The sequence below is a fragment of the Aeromonas sp. s2 genome (assembly GCF_040907935.1).
GTDB classification, from domain to species: Bacteria; Pseudomonadota; Gammaproteobacteria; order Enterobacterales; family Aeromonadaceae; genus Aeromonas; species Aeromonas dhakensis.
In genome coordinates, this window is sequence record NZ_JBFOCR010000009.1 from 309,553 (window position 1) to 331,716 (window position 22,164).

Below are 22,164 nucleotides of genomic sequence, written 5' to 3' on the forward strand. Positions count from 1 at the left end.
TTATCCATCCAATAAAAGCTAATGATCTACGAAAAGATCACTTTACTCAACAAGAACAGACACCTATCACGCCTCTATTATGTAGAGCATTTGTTACAAAAGTGTCTCTACTATTTTTTCTAAACTTTTAATATACAATTTATCATTAGATAAAGTGTATACATATATGTTGTTTTTATTTAACCATTCAAAGTCACTTTTAAATGACTCCTTACAAGCTATATCCAAATATAATTTTCCATTTGTTCGGGGGCGTTCTAATATCATCAAAAAATATAAATAAAACATAAATGGATTATGTGCCAATATAAACCTATATCTTAAATAAAAAAATGCTACAACATTATACTGTTCTTTTTTTATAGCCATCTCCATAATGAGATTTATTATGTTGATTCTATTATCTAAAAAATGATCATTTTCAGGTGATAATTTGTCTATGAAATCAACTGACATTTTAAATATTCTTTTACTTAAACAACCATTTAAAATTGAATCTCTAATATAAAAATACAACCATCTATCCTTGTAAGGTCCAGATATAACATGGGGCCTAACCAATGATATATTTCTATATAGTTTGCCATTACCCCATAATAAATTAGGTTGATAACCGTAATGTTTTAACTCAAGATTAGTAGGGAAATGGTTCACTTCCAAATCATTATTTAATATCATCTCATGAACATTACCATAATAATAACACCCAGACTTATTTCTTATTATTCTCGGTACATTTCCCCATCGACCATCTGACGAACTTAGTATTTTTACACTAAATACATCATAACAACAAGACTCAATCATTTTCTCAAATGATGCCCAGCCTTGGTGATTATATAAAAACTCCTCATCACCATCTATAAAAAATATAAATTCAGAAGTAATTATAGATAGTGCATAATTTCTTATTAGTGAAAAACTTCCCTTCCACGAATATTCGAATAGCTCCACACCATAATTATAAAAACTCCTTTTAACTATCTCTAATGTCCTGTCTGTAGAGCCAGTATCAATTACAATTACACGACTAAATCTATTAACAAGACTATTTAGGCATCTTTTAATGTATCTCTCTTCATTCTTACAAATTACAACGGCAGCAATATCAATCATTTTTATTCCCAGAGATGAACCAAGCAGGTAAAAAGCTTGGTTCATCATTTAAAACCTTACTTTTGAATCCTAGTGGTTTCCATTATTTCTATTTGTATGACTGCTACCACTTTGATATCCGCCACTACCACCTCTACTACCAATTGCACCTAATACACCACTAGTGCAAGATTCGTATTGCTTACCTAGAACAGCAAAGGCACTGTTTGACATAACAGCCCATTGTTCATGGGTATTAAGCCCTCTATTATTACCCCCATTCCCTCCTCCACTATTATTTCTTCTTCCTTCATGTGGACTTCCCATATCACTAGTTGTAGCACCTTTACTTTGCCATCCACCAGCAATTACCTCTAATTCATCCAGAGAAAGCTCTCTCATATATAAAGCACCCCATTATAATATGTGTATAAATTTGTAAAACCTTACCCAACCAAATATCATCTGGCCAGTGAAGGACAAAAGCATTACCAATATATAAAATACTAGAGGTACTGCGCCCCTTTAATAACACAATACTTCCGGAAACATCATATACTATAAAAAAACAATCCCCTCCCCCCCAGATAGGGGTATACATATAAATAAAAATGCAATATAAATAGCGACCTTTTCTTATAAGCAAGTATATAAAAAAGATATGAAATGACTAAAGATAACATTTTTATAGACAGCTTTACCACATCAGTAAAAAATAAAAACCTGGGACTTTTTGGAACAGGAGGATACAAGATATCGATATCATCCATACTGATATCAATCTTGGCCTTTATGATTATTTTATCATCATTATCTATTATATTTTTCGGTTCATACACAAGTAGAATTAATGTCCAAGGTCACATTTCTCCGAATGGAGACATAATAAATATATATGGAAACATCTCTGGTATTGTGAAGTCCATAAACGTGCACAATGGCGATGAGGTAAATAAAGGGGCAGCCCTTTTATCCATAACCAATAGCCAACTTAACACAAATAACTCTCCTTATGAATTACAAAGAGAAAATCTAATAAATAGGCTCAATCTAGTTAAAAGAAAAATCAAGATAACAAAATCCCATTTTATAAAAAAAAGCCAACACATAAAAAATGAAAAATATTTTTATGAAAAAATATTAAATTCGACTATAGATATGGTGAATGCATCCAATAAAAAAAATAATATAACTAAAGAGAATCTAGGTAGATTAGAAAAACTTTTCTACAAAAACAGTATCGCAAAAAAACAGCTGCAGGATAGCCAGCTTGAACTGTTAGATTCACAGATAACTTACAAACAATTATCTCAAAAGCAGAATGAGCTAAAATTAAAGATCCTAGAATTAGATAACAAAATTGAAGAAGCAACTTTAAGTAGAGATGAAGAAATTTTATCATTACAAGAATCACTTTCTGTAATAAGTCAAAATATCATTGAACTAGAGTCTCTCTGGAATAAAGAAATAACTTCACCAGTGAGCGGCTACATCGGCACGATAAATATAACACCAGGTCAAAACATGTCTAGCCAGCAATTACTAATGACATTAGTACCTAATGAAAAACCACTAGAAGCCACATTATACGTCACTAATAAAGCAATCGGTTTTTTAAAAGGAGGAGAAGCAGTAAAAATGAAGTTAGATCCATATCCATATCAAAAATTTGGGTATTTGACGGGGAAGATCATATCCATATCCAACACAACAATACCTCCCGAAGAAGTCAAACCATATTACCTAACAACTAAAGAGCCTGTTTATGTCGTGAAGGTTTCTTTAGATAAGCAAACCATTATTGCTTATGGTCACTCTATTAAATTAAAACCATCTATATCACTTAATGCAGATATTTACATTGATAAAAGGTACATATATGAGTGGATATTGGAACCAATACTAACTTTACAGGGAAGAATATGATGGGTATTCTGTTTCCAAGAAAGGTGCCAGTTGTAACTCAATCAGAAGTCGCAGAGTGCGGACTAGCATGTCTAAATATGCTAGCAATATATCACGGGCATCGTGTATCAATGCGCTATATGAGAGATCATTTCCCCTGTAGATCAACAGGTACGAAACTAAATGAGTTAATACATACTGCATCACAATTAGGTTTTTCTACACGAGCTATTAAATCCGAAATTAATGAGTTAAATAATATAAAGCTACCTTGTATAATACATTGGGATATGAACCATTATGTTGTATTATGTAAAATACAGCATAATGGCATTATCATAAATGATCCAGCTAGCGGCCGAAGATTAATACCTAACCCTGAGTTTCTAACCTCCTATACAGGCATTGTTCTGGAGGTCACTCCAAGAGTTGACATTGAACTAATAAAGGAGAAAAAAAAATATAGACTCTCCGCATTTTTTAGTTTCACGAAAGAAATAAAATATACTTTCTTACATATACTAATAATGTCTATCGCATTAGAGATTATTTCCATAACATCTCCAATAATAACTCAGACCATTATTGACTCTGTATTTACAACTTCAGACAAATCATTATTATCAACCATTCTAGCAGGCACATTAATAATCCTTTCAATTAATATATTGATATCATCAGCCCGCTCAATAATAATTATAAACCTCAGTTCTTTCATTAAGCTTTCTTGGTTAAATAGTTTGTTTCACCACTTAACAAAACTACCAACAAAATATTTTGATTCAAGAACGTATGGTGATATCTCATCAAGATTCAATAGCCTACACGCCATCCAGAAAACAATAACAGATTTTATTTTAACTTCTTTTTTAGATGGTACCGTTTCATTTATAACCTTAATGTTAATGTTTCTCTATAGTCCGAGCATGACGTCGATATCTCTTATTGGAATATTTACTTACACTATCGCCAGGTATTTTTGGTATTCCTATCTATATACTGAAAATGAGAATCTATTGAAACTATCAGCGGAGGAGGAGAATTATTTCATCGAGACTTTAAAAGGTATCCAGACAATAAAAACCAATAATTATCTACTTCCAAGGGAAGCTTCTTGGATGAACATAATTACTAGACAAAATAATTCATCTGTGAAACTTCAGAAAATGTCAGTTTTATATTCTGCAACAAATAATATAATAATCGGGTTAGAAGGTTCGGCAATTCTTTGGATTGGAGCAAACCAAGTTATTAACAACGAGTTTTCTATTGGTATGTACCTAGCTTTTATTGCTTACAATATTCAATTTTCATCACGAGTCAGTAGTTTGGTCGATAGTGTTATGTCATTAAAATTACTCAATCTTCATTGGCTCAGGATATCTGATATATTAGAGCAGGAACAGGAGCAGGAACATGGCCACAGAGAATCACAAGCCATTTTATGTGGTAAATCAAATATCTTAAAAGACCATGAGAAACTATCTATTGAGTTTATAAATGTTTACTTTAGGTATAATGATAACGATGAATGGATTATCCGAAATTTGAGCTTTAAAGTTTCACCATCAGAAAAGGTTGTAATCACTGGACCCAACGGTTGTGGTAAAAGCACAATATTAAAACTTATTAATAAATTATACAAACCTCAAAAAGGGAAAATATTAATAAATGATGTGGACATACAAAACTTACCAACATCAGAGCTTAGAAGTATTATTTCCAGTACATTTCAATCCGACTATATATTCTCTGGAAGTATAGTTGAAAACATCTGTCTAACGGACAGAATATATGATGAAAAAAAACTAATAGATATATCAAGATCTCTTCATATACTTGATTTTATCAATGCACTTCCTCTTGGTTTTCATACCCCTATAAATAGCATGTCAGTTTCTTTGTCTGCAGGACAACAACAGAAAATACTTCTCGCAAGAGCTCTATATCGAACCCCTAAAATACTTCTCCTAGATGAAGCAACCAGTAACCTTGATATAACAAGCGAAAAAGCCATAAATAACTATATCAGCGAAACTAACGTAACAACATTAATGGTTGCACACAGAGACGTAACTATAAATTCTGCAGATAGAATAATCACTTTAAAATAATTAAAAATAAGACATTAGTCTTACGCTGATGTCTTATTTATACAACTTTTGTACGGCGCTATCTTAGATAGACAGTTACTGCCCCCTGAACTTCCCTGGGATCCTTGCATAATTTTACCATCAACCTCACTAGATTATTTGGTCATTCTAAACATCAGCTCTACTCCCAATAAATTATGAAGCAGATTCATACTTAGGATAATGTGATATAACATCTACCTTTATTTAAAGACTTGGGCACCGTGTTGATTACTTTCAATGTCATGAAGTGCATAACGAATGGACAATCGCCTTTGCTAAAATTGTCCATCACAAATATTATCATTACCAGCTCTGCATTCGGTTTATCAGACATATCTATGCGCCCCATGAGAAAGTAAGAGTTCCCACTACCATCAACCTACATACAGGTAATATTGATTGAATTGCTCGACACAAAACCCACGAAAAAACAAACTTAAGCATTTATTAGTAATATCTATCCGCCGAATACTTTGAATCAACAAGTCTGATGCACTAGCCTCTGCATTAATATGAGCAACTCATTATTACCTACATAATCACATCCTTCTGTTAACAAAAAATACGCTTCTATTTATTACTCTATTGTCTACGGTTCATTGCCAGCCATAAAACTAAAGTTTTAGGAAAAAGATCACGATTGTAGGATTTTTTATAACTGTTCTATCCATCAGAATACGTAAAACAATCCGCCATCAAGAAGAATATATATTTAAACCATGTCCTTTACGCGTTCGAAAAAACAATATAAATATTACATTAAAAAGCATCAATAGATAACAAAACACTGTCATTTAACACCTCGACTCATGATGGCGGCTATTCTCTCTAAATTGATAGAATACTGGTAATACCAGATAACATAGCAGGAGATTTTTATCCCTACTTATATTGTCAACCCATTTTTGTGAGAAAATATTATGTGAATGCAATATATACAAAAAAACCCGCACGAGGCGGGGTTCAAGGTGATGAAAAACAAAAACAGACAATACACACACAACAAAGGCTCACACGCACAGTCAACCTTTCCCAAGCCCGATGACCATCGTCCTTGGGAAAGGCGGGTCTTGCGACCCACCTTGCGTTATGGATTGAGGGCTATCAGTTCAGCTCGGTGACGCGGCTGGTGCGCTTGCCATCGAAGCTGGTGGTGCGCAGGTAGACCTTGCCGTTGACGCTCGGCTTGGCGGCAGCGTCGTAGGCGCTCCAGCTCTTGCCATCCAGGCTGTACTGGATGGGCAGACCCGGCAGATCCACGTTCGCTTCCAACACGCCGTTCACCACCTTGGCGCCCGGTACGGAGAGGCGGTATTCCACCCCGGCCTGGTCCAGTTTCGGCAGCACGCGCTGACCCAGCACGTTGGCAAACTGGTTCCACTCCTTGTTCAGGGTGGCCTTGTTGACGAACTTGGTGGTGCCGGAGAACTCGCGGTTCTTCACGTAGTCGAGCTCGAAGCCACCCTTGTGCCAGGCACGCTCGGCCATGGAGAAGATACGCGGGTAGACCATGTACTCGTATTGCGCGTCGGTACGCACGGTTTCACTCCACTGCTGACCGGAGATCCCCTTGAACTTGACCGGATCCTGGTCACCCTTGGCCACGAAGGCGTTGCCGTCGCGGTCAACCGAGGTCTCGGCGTTCTGCGGCAGGTTTTCCGGGGCGAAGGCGAACACCTTGCGGGTGTCGTTGAAGCGGGTGGCCCAGTAGTAACCGCGCTCGGCAGGGTGTACCTCGTTCGGGAAGTCGAAGTAGAGGTAATCCGGGTTGGAGAGCACCACCTCATAGCCCTTGTGCGCCCACTTCATCGCTTCGTTGAAGCCACCCCAGTAGAGGGTTTCCCAGAAGTTGACCCGGGTCTTGTCGGTGGCGAACACGCTGGCGTCAGTGGCGTACTTCAGACCATCTTCCCACGCCTGCAGGGTGGAGAAACCGTGGCCCTTGACCATTTCGCTCACTTCCTTGGCGAAGTAGACCGGCAGCTCGGCCACGTCCTTGATCTTGCCCTCATCCACCATCTTCTGGCACATGGGGGACTTGCCGAACGGCTTGTCCTGCTTGCTGGAGTCGACGTTGCCCTTCCAGGCCACCAGATCTTCTTTCTTGGTGACGGCAGGATCCTGGTAACCACCGCCCTGCATGATGTTCTTCGCCTCGTCACCACCGTAGTGCCATGCAGTCAGCGGTTGACCGGCGGCCTGGTGCATCTGGGCCACTTCGTCCATCACCTTGGCCACAAAGGTGGCGGCGCCCGGCTGGCAGGGGTTGATGAAGGACATCTTGTCGTAGAACTGCACCGAGGTGACGTTGGAGGTATCGGCCGGGTCGGTCAGACGGAACTGGTTCGCCTCGGCCTCTTTACCTTCAGCCATCAGGCGCTTGTAGCGCGCTTCCATGGAGACCACAGCGGCACGGGCGTGGGCCGGCATGTTGATCTCGGGGATCACGGTCACGCCGCGGGCCTTGGCATAGCGCACCAGGTCGATGTAGTCGGCCTTGCTGTAGAAACCGGAACCCTGATTGTCGCTGGTCGGGCCGGAGCCCAGCTGCGGCATCAGGCACTTGGTTTCGGACTCGTCGTGGCAACGCTGGCTGCCGACGTCGGTCAGCTCCGGCAGGCCCGGGATCTCCAGACGCCAGCCTTCATCGTTGGTCAGTCCCAGATGCAGCACGTTGAGCTTCATGGCGGACATCTGATCCACCAGCTTCTTCAGGGTCTCGGGGCTTCTGAAGTGACGGGCCACGTCGGTCTGCATGCCGCGGTATTCAAAGCGCGGGGCATCCTCGACGGTCATCTGGCTCACCAGCTTGTCGTTGACTCCCAAGAGGGAGATCAGGGACTGGGCACCCCAGAAGGCACCTTCGATGTCGTGCCCCTGAATGACGGTGCCCTTCTTGCCGATGGTCATGTCGTAGCCTTCGGCCTGCTTGAGCTTGCTGCCGAGCTTGATGGTCACTGGGTAGCCGGTGTCGGAGAGGGTAACACCTAGCTTGGTCAGTTGAGCCTTCAGGGCTTCGGCGCGATCGCTCGGCAAGTCAAGGGCATTGAGCTTGATGGTGGAGAAGTCGACCTGCGGGCCGGCCTTGACCACCTGCTTCATCGGGGTCGGCAGGATCTGGTTGTCGACCTTGCCAGCCGGCAGCAAGGTGCTGGTCTGGTTGGCGGCGAAACGGGTTTCGCTGTTCATCAGGATGTTGTTGTCATCCTTGGTCCGCTTCCAGCCGTCGGCCGGCATCGGCTTCTCGTAGGTGGTGGCATCGTCGATGTTGCTCATGCTGGCCAGCACTTTCGGCTCGGCCCCTTCGCTGGCGACATACCAGTTCGGCATGATGTCAGATTCGAACAGTACCCAATACTCCACCACCAGCGGCACTTCGACCGTGGCATCCTTGGCAAAGCCCTGGAACTTCTCGGTCGGCGTCAAACGATAGAGGTCGCCGGTCAGGTGGGTGATGGTGAACTGGTCGTTGTCAACCCGCTGGATGCGACGGATGGAGGAGACATAGATGCTCCAGTCCTTGGAGGTGACGTCAGCACCGGTATTGGTCAGGTGCAGCTTGGCAACGCCGCAGCTCGCCCACTCGGAGCCCAGCGCCTGGCAGTCGAGGCCGGCGCCGGCACCGTCGTTGGTGACGACTTCATACTTGACCACCAGGTTGCTGGCGAGGGCGTCGACCACGGCTTGCTTGGCGGCATCGGCTGCAAGTGCCGGACCGGCGAAAACGGTAGACATGGCAATGGCTAACAGAGAATGTTTCAAGTTCATAACTGCTGCTCTCATTTGAAGTAAAGGTTGGATTTTCTTGGCTTTTTTTATATGGGGCCCCGAGGCGGGGCCCTTAGTTATGTCAACAATGGACTTAGACTTGAGGCGAGCTTGGCGCCCGATTAACGCAGGGCCTTCATCTCACCGGCGATGATTTCGGCCAATGGGCCCAAAATCACCTGCAGGTTCTGCTCACCGAGCTTGACCACTCCGGCCGCGCCCAGGGCTTTGAGCTTGCGCTCGTCAACGATGCTGCGATCTTTCAGGGTCAGACGCAGACGGGTGATGCAGGCATCGATGGTCACCAGGTTTTCCTGGCCGCCCAGCACTTCCAGGTATTGCTTGGCCAGCTCGGTGCGGTCGGTGGTTTGAGCCTGTACCGGTACCGCTTCGTCATCTTCACGACCCGGGGTTTTCAGGTTGAACTTGGCGATCACTGCGCGGAAGACCACGTAGTAGAGGCCGAAGAACACCAGACCCTGCGGGATCAGCATATACCAGTGGGTTGCCAGCGGGTTACGTGACTGGATAAACATGTCGACAAAACCAGCACTGAAGCCGAAGCCAGAAATCCAGTGCATGCTGGCGGCGATGAACACGGAGATACCGGTCAGGAACGCGTGGATGACGTACAGTACCGGCGCCACGAACATGAAGGAGAACTCGAGCGGCTCGGTCACCCCGGTGAAGAAGGAGGCAAAGGCGGCGGCGATCATGATAGATGCAACCTTCTCTTTGTTTTCTTTCTTGGCGGAGTGGTAGATGGCCAGTGCGGCGCCCGGCAGACCGAACATCATGATGGGGAAGAAGCCGGCCTGATACATGCCGGTCACACCCACGACAGCCTTGCCGGCGTCGATGGAGGATTGACCGCCCAGGAAGTTCGGGATGTCGTTGATGCCGGCCACGTCGAACCAGAACACGGAGTTCAGGGCGTGGTGCAGACCAATCGGGATCAGCAGACGGTTGAAGAAGGCGTAGATGCCGGCGCCGGTGGAACCCAGGTTGACGATGGATTCACCAAAGCTCACCAGACCACCGTAAATGACCGGCCAGACAGCCATCAGAACGAAGGAGAGGACGATCATCACCACGGAGGTCACGATCGGCACCAGACGACGACCGGAGAAGAAGGCCAGCGCCTTGTGCAGTTCCACACCACTGAAACGGTTGTAGAGCTCGGCCGCGATCACACCGGTCAAGATACCGATGAACTGGTTCTCAATCTTGCCAAACGCAGCAGGCACCTGGTCCAGCGGGATCTGCTGGATTTGTGATACCGCGCCCGGGCTCAGCAAGGTGGTCACCACCAGATAACCGACCAGACCGGCCAGCGCGGCAGAACCGTCTTTGTCTTTGGACATGCCATAGGCAACACCCACGGCGAACAGGATGGCCATCTTGTCGATGATGGCGGAACCCGCCTTGATCAGGAAGGCGGCCAGCGCACTGTCACCACCCCAACCATTCGGGTCAATCCAGTAGCCAACCCCCATCAGGATCGCGGCGGCAGGCAATACCGCTACCGGCACCATCAAGGCCCGGCCGATCTTTTGCAAATAACCGAGAATGTTCACGGTTCCTCTCCTTAGTTAATGTTTTTCTAGAAATTAAGTGCTTATCACGTTTGACGCATAAGCCATCAAGGCTTGATTGGCAGTCTAGGGCTTTTATTTCGCTGCGCAAATTAATAAACCTGTAATCGTGATCATTATCACCCAAACGAGATAAAGGTGGCGGATAGATGTGGCTTAGTTCGCAATCTTTATTTACGCTATAAAACAACTTAAATCCGTCCCGCTCTTCTTGCCGCCGACATCCCGGCCGCAACCCGTACAGAGGTATCTACAATGCGCCTGATCCCGTTGAAATCTGCCAGCCAAGTGGGGCTGTGGTCCGCCCGTTACATCGTTGACCGTATCAATGCGTTCAAACCCACTGCCGATCGCCCCTTCGTACTGGGCCTGCCCACTGGCGGCACTCCGCTCAACACCTACAAGCGCCTGATTGAACTGCATAAAGCCGGTGAGGTGAGCTTCCAGAACGTGGTCACCTTCAACATGGACGAGTACGTCGGCCTGCCGGAAGACCACCCCGAGAGCTACCACAGCTTCATGCACAACAACTTCTTCAGTCACATCGACATTCGCCCCGAGAACATCAACATCCTCAACGGCAACGCGCCGGATCTGGTGGCCGAGTGCAAGCGCTACGAAGAGAAGATCAAGTCCTACGGCAAGATCCACCTGTTCATGGGCGGCGTCGGCAATGACGGTCACATCGCGTTCAACGAGCCGGCCTCATCCCTCTCCTCCCGCACCCGGGTCAAGACCCTGACCGAAGACACCCGCATCGCCAACTCCCGCTTCTTCGGTGGCGACATGGAGCAGGTGCCCAAGCTGGCGCTGACCGTGGGTGTCGGCACCCTGATGGACGCCGAGGAGATCATGATTCTGGTGACCGGTCACGGCAAGGCGCAGGCCCTGCAGGCCGCGGTGGAAGGCAGCGTCAACCATATGTGGACCATCTCCACCCTGCAACTGCATCCGAAGGGAATGATGGTGTGTGACGAGCCCTCCACCATGGAGCTCAAGGTCAAGACGGTACGCTACTTCCAGCAGCTCGAAGCCGCCAACATCGGCCGTCTGTAAGGAGTCACCATGTACGCATTGACCAACTGCACCCTCTACACCGGCAGCTGCGTGCTGACCGGTTACGGGGTGGTGATCGAGGGCGACCAGATTGTCGCCATCTCCCACCAGGCCGAACTGCCGGCCGGCATCGAACAGATTGACCTCAAGGGTGCCAACCTCTGCCCCGGCTTCATAGACGTGCAGCTCAACGGCTGCGGCGGCGTCATGTTCAACGGCCACATCACCACCGAGACCCTGGCGACCATGCAGGCCGCCAACCTCAAATCCGGTACCACCAGCTTCCTGCCGACCCTGATCACCAGTCCGGATGCGGACATGAAGCAGGCCGTCGCCGTCACCCGCGACTACATGGCGGCGCACCCCAACGAAGTCCTTGGCGTGCACCTGGAAGGCCCCTACACCAACCTCAAGCGCAAGGGGATCCACCCGGCCGAGCAGATCCGCCAGCCCGCCGACGAGATGATCGACTTCTTCTGCGCCAACGCGGATGCCATCGCCAAGATCACTCTGGCGCCGGAGCGCAACAAGCCCGAGCACATCCGCCGCCTGGTGGAGGCCGGCATTCTGGTCTCCGCCGGCCATACCGCCGCCAATTACGATCAGGCCATGGCGGGCTTTGACAGCGGCATTCGCTTTGCCACCCACCTCTACAACGCCATGACCCCGACCCTGAACGGCCGCGAGCCCGGCGTGGTGGGTGCCATCTATGATCGCAAGGATGTCTACGCCGGCGTCATCGTCGACGGCCATCACGTGCACTGGGCCAACGTGCGTCTCGCGCACAAGATGCTGGGGGAACGGCTGGTGTTGGTCACCGACGCGACCGCGCCGGCAGGGGCACCGGAAGGCTTTGAGAAGTTTGATTTTTGTGGCGCAACCGTCTATTTCCGCGATGGTCAGTGCGTCGACGAGAATGGTACACTCGGCGGCTCTGCCCTCACCATGATCGAGGGGGTGGAAAATCTGGTCAAACAGGTCGGATTACCGCTCGATGAAGCACTGAGAATGGCCACCCTTTACCCTGCACGCGCCATTGGATGGGACTCACGTCTCGGTAGTATCCAGGTCGGAAAAATAGCCAACCTGACTGTCTTTGATCAGGCCTTCACGGTCTGCGGGACCGTGGTTAACGGACACTACACAACACAGTGACACTATGACTGGCGGACAAATAGCAAACGTAGATCTTATCAAGCAGGTCAACAGTGCAGCCGTGTATCGGCTCATCGACCTGCAGGGGCCCATCTCGCGGGTCAAAATTGCCGAGTTGAGTCAGCTGGCCCCGGCCAGCGTGACCAAGATCACCCGGCAACTGATCGAGCATGGCCTGATCAAGGAGACCTCGCCGCAAGCCTCCACCGGTGGACGGCGCGCCATCTCCCTGACCACCATCAAGCATCGCTTCCAGTTTGTGTCCGCCAAGCTGGGTCGCGGTTACCTGCAGCTGAGTCTCTATGATCTCGACGGCAAGGAGCTCGACCAGCATGTCACCCAGGTGACCGAGATCGAGCAACAGCCGGTGGTCGACATGCTGCTGCGGGAGATCGGTGCCTTCATCGACTCCCAGCAGGATCGCAGCCGCAACCTCATCAGCATAGCGCTGACCATGCCGGGCCTGGTCAATCCGGAATCGGGCATGGTCATCTACACCCCCAAGTACCAGATCCGCAATCTGGCGCTGGCCAAGCTGTTGGAAAACCACTTCAACCTGCCCTGCTACGTGGGTAACGACACCCGCTCGCTGGCACTGGCCGAACACTTCTTCGGCGAGTCCCGCGACTGCATGGACTCCATTCTGGTGAGTGTCCATCAGGGGGCGGGTTCTGGCATCATCACCAAGGGCAAGGTGTTCCTCGGTCAGAACCGCAACGTCGGCGAGATCGGCCACATCCAGGTCGAGCCGCTCGGCAAGCGCTGCCACTGCGGCAACTTCGGCTGTCTGGAGACCATCGCCTCCAACGAGGCCATCGTCGACAAGGTGAAGGAGCTCATCAGCCGCGGCCACCTGAGCTCGCTGCAGGAGAAGCACATCACCATCCAGGAGGTGTGCAAGGCGGCCATGGCCGGTGACGAGCTGGCCCGCAGCGTGATCGAGAACGTGGGTGAGCATCTGGGACGGGCGGTGGCCATCACGGTCAACCTGTTCAACCCGCAGAAGGTGCTGATCGCCGGCGAAATCACCGCCGCCGAGGAGATCCTGTTCCCGGCCATCCGCCGCTGCGTGGAGCACCAGTCCCTGCCGAGCTTCCACCGTGGCCTGCCCATCGTGAAGGCACGCTTCCAGAACCAGCCCACCGTCGGCGGTTTCGCGCTGGTGAAGCGGGCCCTGCTGGAGGGAGACCTGCTGCAGATCATCATGGAGCAGAAGTAGGGCCGAGGCCTTGCGAAACAACAACGGCAGCCAGTGGCTGCCGTTTTTTATTGGTCACTTTCGCCGGTTCATCCCGTCCGGCACGGCTTGAACAGATCCAGCGCGCCGTTGTAGACCTGAGTCTGCACATCCATGATCCCCAGCATGGCGCGGGGCAACAGGTTGTCGTGTCGCTCAACCTTTCTAGCCCATTCACCCCGCCCGGCACGGCTTGAACAGATCCAGCGCACCGTTGTAGACCTGGGTCTGCACATCCATGATCCCCAACATGGCGCGGGGCAACAGGTTGTCGTGCCGCTCAACCTCTCTAGCCCATTCATCCCGCCCGGCACGGCTTGAACAGATCCAGCGCGCCGTTGTAGACCTGGGTCTGCACATCCATGATCCCCAGCATGGAGTGGAACAGGTTGTCGTGGGAGAAGCGCTTGCCGGCCGCCTCCTGCTGCAGACAATCCAGATCCAGCTTGCGGTCGGCCTGCAACTGGGGGGAGAACCAGGTCATCAGCGGCACCCGGGTCTGATCGTCCGGCGCGAACTTGTAGGGGGTGCCGTGCAGGTAAAGCCCCATGGCCCCCAGGGATTCGCCGTGATCCGACAGATAAACCAGCCCCACGTTGTAATCCTGCTCCAGCGTCTTGAGCTTGTCGATGAGACGGGCCACCACCTTGTCGGTGTAGCGGATGGTGTTGTCGTAGGTGTTGACCAGCTCTTCATTGGTGCAGTTTTCGATGTCGCTGCGCGGACAGTCCGGCACGAAGGTCCGTTCACTGGCGGGATAGCGGCGATAGTAGGTCGGGCCGTGGCTGCCCATCAGGTGGAAGGCCACCAGCTTGTTGCCCTTCATCTGCGCGATCTGCCGATCCAGCCCCTCCAGCATCACCTCGTCGTAGCAGGATCCCTTCTGGCAGTACTGGGGAAAATCCTTGGCCTCGATCTCGATGGTGGGCACGTTCTTGCACACCCCCTTGCAGCCGCCGTCGTTCTCCTTCCACAGCACGGAGACACCGGCGTGCTGCAGCACATCCAGCATGCCGTCGCGAGACTGGGCCAGGGTGTCGTCATAGCCGCGTCGCGTCAGGTTGGAGAACATGCAGGGCACCGAGACCGCGGTGGCGGTGCCGCAGGAGCGCACGTTGCGAAACGAGACCATGCCCGACTCCCTCGCGGTGAAGCTGTTGGTGGCCTTGCCGTAACCGTTGAGGGAGTAGTTCTGGCTGCGCGCCGTCTCCCCCACCACCAGGAACATCAGGGTCGGCTTGCTGCCCTGCCCCACCACCCTGGCGTCCGTGCCCAGCTGCTGATACGGGATCGGGGTGGCGAACAGGATGTCGGTGGCGTAGCGATAGAGGCCGTGTACGTAGTTGGCGGGCACTATCTCCTTGCCGAGGGACTTGTTGTTGCGCCCGACCGAGGCGTAATCCTGGTAATAGAGGGCGGCTACCCCCACCAGAAACAGCAAGGAGAGGGCGATGGAGCCGAGCCGCAGGCCCAGCCCCTTGTACCAAGGACGGGGATAGTCAATCTTCACCCACAGCAGGGCCAAGGCCGGCAGCAGGCCGGTCAGCGCGAACCAGAGCAACACGGAGCCATTGAGGTAGGAGGCCGCCTCCCCGCTGTTGGTCTCGACGATGTTCTGCACCATGCTCACGTCGAAGATGACGCCGTATTTCAGCATGGCGTAGCTGACCACGGATCCCATCAGGATCAGCAGCACAAAGAAGGGCTTGAGCAGATAGCGAAAGGTAAAAGGCAGGAACACCGCATTGAGCGCGGCCAGCAGCACGAAGGGGATCGAGACGACGAAGCCCGCCTTGACGTGTTCCAGCTTGGTAAGAATGGTGTAGAAGTGGAGGAAAATGGGCCAGTTGAAGAGCAGTGCAAACAGCAGCACCAACAACAGATTCACCTTCATCACACCCAAGGTGATACGCATAACGATACTCCGACAAACCAGACAAGACAGGGGGCTTGGCAACAGCCCCTCTTTGGATCTTCCGCGCCGGAGCCCTCTTCCCGAGGTGCAGACCGGCCGTGGGCGCGAGGGCCCCGGGACGCAGGCAGGGTAGAAAACCAAACTTAAGGGAGAATTAAGGCGGGGCCTGTTCTGGCCGAAGGGCGGGTCGATGCGGGTTATACGGATGAAAAAAAACGGCAGCCGAGGCTGCCGTTTCGAGGAATATTGCCGACCTGATTACAGGGTGGCGGCAACTTCGTCGGAGATGGAACCGTTGTGGTACACCTCCTGCACGTCGTCCAGATCTTCCAGCATGTCGATGAGGCGCATCAGCTTGGGCGCGGTCTCGGCATCCAGCTCCGCTTCGGTGGAGGGGATCATGGTCACTTCGGCGCTCTCGGGTTTGAAGCCAGCGGCTTCCAGACCGTCCAGCACGGTGCCGAAGTCGTTCGGGGTGGTGTACACCTCGATGGTGCCATCTTCTTCGGTCACCACGTCGTCGGCACCCGCTTCCAGAGCGGCGTCCATCAGGGCATCTTCATCGGCGCCTACGAAGGTCAGTACACCCTTCTTGGTGAACAGGTAGGCCACGGAGCCGTCGGTACCCAGGTTGCCGCCGCACTTGCTGAAGGCGTGACGCACTTCGGCCACGGTGCGGTTGCGGTTGTCGGTCAGGCACTCCACCATGACGGCAGAGCCGGCCGGGCCGTAACCTTCATAGACGATGGTTTCGAGCTGCTCGCCGTCACCACCGCCGGCCCCACGGGCGATGGCACGGTTGATGGTGTCACGGGTCATGTTGCTGGTCAGGGCCGCCGCCACCGCCGCACGCAGGCGCGGGTTGTTGGCCGGGTCGGCATCACCGAGACGCGCGGAGGTGGTGATTTCGCGGATCAGCTTGGTGAAGATCTTGCCGCGCTTGGCGTCTTGCGCCGCCTTGCGGTGTTTGATGTTGGCCCATTTACTGTGACCTGCCATAGGGACTCTCCGTTATAGTTTGAAATTTCAGTAACACAGGTTGCGACTACCCGGGGAAACGGGAAAGGCCGCATTGCTGCGGCCCTGGTTGCCGATAAAGGCTTATTCGTCACCCTTGACGGTGGTCGCAATCGCCAGCTCGCCCAGCTGGGTCGGGTTGGCAAAACTGGGGGCGTCGGTCATCAGACAGGCGGCCGCCGTGGTTTTCGGGAAGGCAATCACGTCCCGAATGTTCTCGGTACCGGTCAGCAGCATGCTGAGGCGGTCCAGGCCGAAGGCCAGGCCGGCGTGCGGCGGGGTACCGTATTTGAGGGCATCCAGCAGGAAGCCGAACTTCAGGCGCTGCTCGGCCGGGGTAATACCCAGGATGTCGAACACGGTGGCCTGCATCTCGCTGTTGTGGATACGGACAGAACCGCCACCCACTTCGTAGCCGTTGATCACCATGTCGTAGGCGTTGGCGTAAGCGCCTACCGGGTTGGCTTTCAGCTGCTCCGGGCTCAGGCCGCTCGGCGCGGTGAACGGGTGGTGCATGGCAGCCAGACCGCCTTCACCATCCTCTTCGAACATCGGGAAGTCGATGACCCACAGCGGCTTCCAGCTGTTCTCCAGCAGACCCAGATCGCGGCCCACTTTCAAGCGCAGGGCTCCCATGGCATCGCACACCACTTTCTTGGAGTCAGCGCCGAAGAAGATGATGTCGCCATCCATCGCACCGGTGCGGGTCAGGATCTCGCGCACGATGGCGTCGGAGAGGAACTTGGCCACCGGGGACTGCACGCCTTCGATGCCGTTGGCGGCTTCGTTGACCTTCATCCAGGCCAGGCCCTTGGCACCGTAGATGCCGACGAACTTGGTGTATTCGTCGATCTGCTTGCGAGAGAGCTCGGCGCCGCCCGGTACTTTCAGGGCAGCCACGCGGCCTTTCGGATCGTTGGCGGGGCCGGCGAACACGGCGAACTCGACCGCGGTCAGCAGATCTGCCACATCCACCAGCTCCATCGGCAGGCGCAGGTCCGGCTTGTCGGAGCCGTAGCGACGCATGGCTTCGTCGAAGGTCATGATCGGGAAGTCGCCCAGATCCACGTTCAGGATGTGCAGCCACAGTTTGCGGATCATCTCTTCCATGATTTCACGCACTTGCGGTGCGGTCATGAAGGAGGTCTCCACGTCGATCTGGGTGAATTCCGGCTGACGGTCGGCACGCAGGTCTTCGTCACGGAAGCACTTGACGATCTGGTAGTAACGGTCGAAGCCGGACATCATCAGCAGCTGCTTGAACAGCTGGGGGGACTGCGGCAGAGCGTAGAACTTGCCCTTGTGCACGCGGCTCGGCACCAGATAGTCACGGGCCCCTTCCGGGGTGGCCTTGGTCAGCATCGGGGTCTCGATGTCGAGGAAGCCGTGCTCGTCCATGAAGCGACGCACGAAGGCACTGGCCTTGGCGCGGGTTTTCAGGTACTTGGCCATCTCGGGGCGACGCAGATCCAGGTAGCGATACTTGAGGCTCACCTCTTCGCTGTTGACCTGGTTGAAGTCCAGCGGCAACGGCTCGGCACGGTTGATGATGGTGAGCTCGTGGGCAAACACCTCGATGGCACCGGTGGCCATGTCGCTGTTGCGCTGGGAGTCGGGACGGGTGCGCACCACACCGGAGACCTGAATGCAGAACTCGCCGCGCAGTTCGGAGGCCAGGGCGAAGGCGTCCGGTTTGTCCGGATCGAAGAACACCTGGACGATGCCCTCGCGGTCACGCATGTCGATAAAGATGAGGCCGCCCAGATCGCGACGACGATGGACCCAACCGCACAATGTAATGGTCTGCCCTGCATGGGCCTCATTGACCTGTCCGCAATAGATAGAGCGCATGGACTTCTTCCTTCGAAATTGTAGAGAGACGGTTAACCTGGGTCGCCGGGCACGACTGGCAAGCACCGTCTGTCTCACAGCTGGCCAGATCCTGCTTCTTGCCCGGTTTGAAATCTGTCTCGTACCGTCCGACCGCCGGGATCGGACACCTGCCGCCGATATCGGCTCGACCAGAGGCGGCTGGCAAGCTGCCGGGTTGTCGGGCGGAGGGCATCGGCAAGCGATTGTTGTTTGGCCGCATCATGGCCGCTGCCGTCGTCACAATATGCGTACAGCGGCGTGAGTCACAACAAATTGGCAAACAAAAGGGCTGGCATTATAGAGGAAAACCCCCATTTGGGTAAAATGGCCAGCAGCCTCCTTTGCCCTGTTTTTTACATCCCGGGGCAAAAAAAGGGGAAAATCGAGACAAACCCGCAGACAGGATCCCTCATGAGCCTCTTTTTGGGCCTGCCACAATGGTCGCACCCGGCCTGGCCCGGTCACTTGCTGGGGGTGGGCGCCAAGCCCGCCGAGCACCTCGCCCACTATGCCCGGGTCTTCAACACGGTGGAAGGCAATACCACCTTCTACGCCTCGCCGACCCCCGACACGGTCCGGCGCTGGGCCGATGCGGTGCCAGCGGGCTTTCGTTTCAGCTTCAAGTTTCCGCAAACCATCAGTCACCAGAGCGATCTGGTGAGCGCCGACAAGCAAGTAAGCGACTTTATCCGCCTGCTGGCCCCCCTGCATGACAAGCTGGGGCTGCTCAAGCTGCAGCTGCCTGCCCGCTTTGGACCCGACGGTCTTCCTCGCCTGGCGGCCTTCTTCGAACGGCTGCCACCTGCATTTCGCTATGCCCTCGAGGTGCGCCACCCCGATTTCTTCGCCAAGGGCGAGGCGGAGCGGCAGTTGAACCGGCTGCTGATGGAGAGAGGTATCAACCGCATCATGCTCGACAGCCGGCCGCTCTTCTCGGTGCCCGCCACCACGGCGGCCATGATCGATGCCCAGGGCAAGAAACCAAGGCTGCCGGTGCACCTGCTGGCCACCGCCGATGCCCCCGTGGTGCGGCTCATCGGCCTGCCACATCCCGAGGACAACCACCCCTTCCTGCCAGGTTGGCTCCCTCACTGGCGTCAGTGGTTGGCGGAGGGAAAAGACCTATACCTCTTTATACATACTGCCGACAACGCCCAGGCCCCCGAACTGGCCCGTCAGGTGGCCCGCCTGCTGGGGCAGGAGATGGCCCCTTGGCCGGGGGAAAACGATCGCGCGCGCCAGGGCGTGCTGCCCTTTTGAGCGGCGCTTTCGCCGCCCCCGCTTCGGCGCGAAAAAAAGCCGTTTTTTTCTGATCTGACGGGGCTTGGCGTCAAGACAAACGGCCGCCTTTCCTCTACACTAGCGCCCCATGCAAGGACCCGGTCTGCCCGCCCATCGCACTTCGTTGCAGGCGAGCATCCGGCTCCGGTAACAGGGCCCCGACGCCCCTTGACGACAACCGCTTGTCGCCCAGGGCGCAGCCCATCAAAAGGACCAGGATGATGGTCCATTGCGAACGGAAGCGGCCCGATGGATCTCAAGGCCCGCCACCCCGTTCGTGAACCGGTGACGACACGACCCGGACGGGTGTCACCCAACGATTCAATTGAACAAAACAGTCGGTTCGCGCACCGGCTGTCAGGTTGCGCCAGCATGCACGATCAGATTTTTGCCGCCCCCATCGCCCGATTGGGGGATTTTTGCTTTGACGAACAGGTCGTCGATGTCTTTCCCGACATGATCCAGCGCTCGGTGCCGGGTTACAGCAACATCATCTCCGCCATCGGCATGATGGCCGCCCGCTACGCCCAGCCCGAGAGCCGACTCTACGATCTCGGCTGCTCCCTGGGTGCCGCCACCCAGGCGATGCGTCGCCATGTTGCCCAGCCCGGCTGCCGCATCACGGCGGTGGATCTCTCCCACCCCATGATAGAGCGGGCGCGTGCCCACCTCTCAGGCTTCAAGTCCGAGGTGCCGGTGGAGCTCATCGAGGCGGACATCTGCGACATCGAGATTGAGAACGCCTCCGTGGTGGTGCTCAACTTCACTCTGCAGTTCGTCGCGCCCGAGAAACGGGCCGCCCTCATCCAGCGCATCTTTGACGGCCTGCGCCCGGGCGGGATCCTGATCCTGAGCGAGAAGTTCCGCTTCGAGGACGAGCAGGTCAACGAGCTGCTCATCGACCTGCACCTCGACTTCAAGCGCGCCAACGGTTACAGCGAGCTGGAGATCAGCCAGAAACGCACCGCCCTTGAGAACGTGATGCGCACCGACAGCCTGCCGGTGCATCAGGCCCGCCTGCGGGAGGCCGGCTTCGCCCATCAGGATCTCTGGTTCCAGTGCTTCAACTTCGGCTCCATGATCGCCATCAAATCGAGCGAGCCTGCCCAGCCATGATCGACTTTGCCAATTTCTATCAGCTGATCGCCAAGAACCGGCTGAGCCACTGGCTGCACACCCTGCCCGCCCAGCTGCACGCCTGGCAACATGACAACCAGCACGGCGATCTGCCGCGCTGGAACCGTGCCCTCAACAAGCTGCCGCAGGTGGCCCCCGGCCACGTCGAGCTGACCAGCCGGGTCGAAATCGGCTCGGCCGAGAGCCTCGGCGAAGGGGAGCGCAAGAAGGTGGAGAGCCTGCTGCGCCACTTCATGCCCTGGCGCAAGGGCCCGTTCACGGTGCACGGCATCCACATCGACACCGAGTGGCGCTCCGACTGGAAGTGGGATCGGGTGCTGCCCCACATCAGCCCGCTTGCCGGCCGTTACGTGCTGGACGTGGGCTGCGGCAGCGGCTATCACCTCTGGCGCATGGTGGGCGAAGGGGCCAAGCTGGCGGTCGGCATCGATCCGAGCCCGCTGTTCTTGTGCCAGTTCGAGGCTATTCGTCACTTCGCCGGCAACGACCAGCGCGCCCACCTGCTGCCGCTCGGCATTCAGGAGCTGCCGGAGCTGCGGGCGTTCGACACCGTCTTCTCCATGGGGGTGCTCTATCACCGCAAGTCTCCCATCGAGCACATCGAACAGCTGCGCAACCAGTTGAAAGACGACGGTGAGCTGGTGCTGGAGACCCTGGTGATCGACGGCGGCGTCAACGACGTGCTGATGCCCACCGATCGCTACGGCAAGATGCGCAACGTCTGGTTCATTCCTTCCAGCGCGGCACTCAAGCTGTGGGTCGAGCGCTGCGGGTTCACCGATGTGCGGATAGTCGACGAGAATATGACCAGCACGGACGAACAGCGTCGTACCGACTGGATGATTAATGAATCCCTGAGTGATTATCTGGATCCAGCCAATCCGGCACTCACGGTAGAAGGACACCCGGCACCCAAACGTGCCGTACTGATTGCCAGAAAGGCCAAAGACTAGCCGATGGCCGCGGTGGAAGTTACACTGACCCAATTCCAGGAAG

The 22,164-nt window shown here is 53.2% G+C and carries 15 protein-coding genes; 8 read left to right on the forward strand and 7 right to left on the reverse strand.

Features of this window, described 5'->3' with window-relative positions:
* Positions 1-93: 93 nt before the first annotated feature.
* Positions 94-1,161 (reverse strand): glycosyltransferase, encoded by a 1,068-nt coding sequence (locus tag AB5Y81_RS06390; RefSeq protein ID WP_368146606.1) that lies wholly within the window; start codon positions 1,159-1,161, stop codon positions 94-96.
* Between the two features lie 24 nt (positions 1,162-1,185).
* Positions 1,186-1,497, reverse strand: a complete 312-nt coding sequence (locus tag AB5Y81_RS06395; protein ID WP_279484590.1) for a hypothetical protein — start codon at positions 1,495-1,497, stop codon at positions 1,186-1,188.
* Positions 1,498-1,761: 264 nt separating this feature from the next.
* On the opposite strand from AB5Y81_RS06395, the gene AB5Y81_RS06400 reads away from it, so the two are divergent.
* On the forward strand, positions 1,762-3,021 hold the full coding sequence (locus tag AB5Y81_RS06400; protein WP_279484591.1) for an HlyD family efflux transporter periplasmic adaptor subunit: 1,260 nt from the start codon (positions 1,762-1,764) through the stop codon (positions 3,019-3,021).
* On the forward strand, positions 2,979-5,114 hold the full coding sequence (locus AB5Y81_RS06405) for a peptidase domain-containing ABC transporter (RefSeq protein ID WP_368146608.1): 2,136 nt from the start codon (positions 2,979-2,981) through the stop codon (positions 5,112-5,114). Before AB5Y81_RS06400 ends, AB5Y81_RS06405 begins: the two co-directional genes overlap by 43 nt.
* 1,125 nt (positions 5,115-6,239) lie before the next feature.
* Here AB5Y81_RS06405 and AB5Y81_RS06410 read toward each other — a convergent pair.
* Positions 6,240-8,903: a beta-N-acetylhexosaminidase gene (locus tag AB5Y81_RS06410; RefSeq protein WP_025201934.1), complete on the reverse strand. Its 2,664-nt coding sequence runs from the start codon at positions 8,901-8,903 to the stop codon at positions 6,240-6,242.
* Between the two features lie 122 nt (positions 8,904-9,025).
* Positions 9,026-10,480, reverse strand: a complete 1,455-nt coding sequence (gene nagE, locus AB5Y81_RS06415; RefSeq protein WP_279484593.1) for an N-acetylglucosamine-specific PTS transporter subunit IIBC — start codon at positions 10,478-10,480, stop codon at positions 9,026-9,028.
* A 273-nt stretch (positions 10,481-10,753) separates the two neighbouring features.
* Here nagE and nagB point away from each other — a divergent pair, with 273 nt between their 5' ends.
* Genes nagB through AB5Y81_RS06430 form a run of 3 tightly spaced genes read left to right on the forward strand, consistent with a single transcriptional unit; the run spans position 10,754 to position 13,928 of the window.
* Positions 10,754-11,554, forward strand: coding sequence for a glucosamine-6-phosphate deaminase (nagB, locus tag AB5Y81_RS06420; protein WP_123245863.1), 801 nt, complete (start codon positions 10,754-10,756; stop codon positions 11,552-11,554).
* A 9-nt stretch (positions 11,555-11,563) separates the two neighbouring features.
* Entirely contained in the window at positions 11,564-12,709 is a 1,146-nt protein-coding gene (gene nagA / locus AB5Y81_RS06425) for an N-acetylglucosamine-6-phosphate deacetylase (RefSeq protein WP_017783866.1), read from the forward strand.
* 4 nt (positions 12,710-12,713) lie between these two features.
* The gene (locus tag AB5Y81_RS06430; RefSeq protein ID WP_010634486.1) at positions 12,714-13,928 is read left to right on the forward strand and encodes an ROK family protein; all 1,215 of its coding nucleotides are present in this window, start codon (positions 12,714-12,716) and stop codon (positions 13,926-13,928) included.
* 316 nt (positions 13,929-14,244) lie between these two features.
* Here the strand turns inward: AB5Y81_RS06430 and AB5Y81_RS06435 are convergent, their stop codons facing one another.
* The 3 genes from AB5Y81_RS06435 to aspS form a co-directional block, all read right to left on the reverse strand.
* The gene (locus AB5Y81_RS06435; RefSeq protein WP_252604306.1) at positions 14,245-15,861 is read right to left on the reverse strand and encodes a phosphoethanolamine transferase; all 1,617 of its coding nucleotides are present in this window, start codon (positions 15,859-15,861) and stop codon (positions 14,245-14,247) included.
* Positions 15,862-16,119: 258 nt separating this feature from the next.
* Positions 16,120-16,860: a YebC/PmpR family DNA-binding transcriptional regulator gene (locus tag AB5Y81_RS06440; RefSeq protein ID WP_005299136.1), complete on the reverse strand. Its 741-nt coding sequence runs from the start codon at positions 16,858-16,860 to the stop codon at positions 16,120-16,122.
* A 102-nt stretch (positions 16,861-16,962) separates the two neighbouring features.
* Positions 16,963-18,729 carry an aspartate--tRNA ligase gene (gene aspS / locus AB5Y81_RS06445; protein WP_019838554.1) on the reverse strand — a complete coding sequence of 589 codons (1,767 nt, stop codon included), beginning with the start codon at positions 18,727-18,729 and terminating at the stop codon, positions 16,963-16,965.
* A 432-nt stretch (positions 18,730-19,161) separates the two neighbouring features.
* Here aspS and AB5Y81_RS06450 point away from each other — a divergent pair, with 432 nt between their 5' ends.
* The 3 genes from AB5Y81_RS06450 to cmoB all read left to right on the forward strand — a co-directional run bounded on the left by AB5Y81_RS06450 (position 19,162) and on the right by cmoB (position 22,121).
* Positions 19,162-20,010 (forward strand): DUF72 domain-containing protein, encoded by an 849-nt coding sequence (locus AB5Y81_RS06450; protein WP_021463628.1) that lies wholly within the window; start codon positions 19,162-19,164, stop codon positions 20,008-20,010.
* A gap of 393 nt (positions 20,011-20,403) precedes the next feature.
* Positions 20,404-21,147: a carboxy-S-adenosyl-L-methionine synthase CmoA gene (cmoA, locus tag AB5Y81_RS06455; protein WP_010634490.1), complete on the forward strand. Its 744-nt coding sequence runs from the start codon at positions 20,404-20,406 to the stop codon at positions 21,145-21,147.
* A complete protein-coding gene (gene cmoB, locus AB5Y81_RS06460) occupies positions 21,144-22,121 on the forward strand; it encodes a tRNA 5-methoxyuridine(34)/uridine 5-oxyacetic acid(34) synthase CmoB (RefSeq protein ID WP_010634491.1) in 978 nt (325 codons plus the stop codon). The genes cmoA and cmoB overlap by 4 nt, the downstream gene beginning before the upstream one ends.
* The last annotated feature ends 43 nt before the right edge of the window (positions 22,122-22,164 follow it).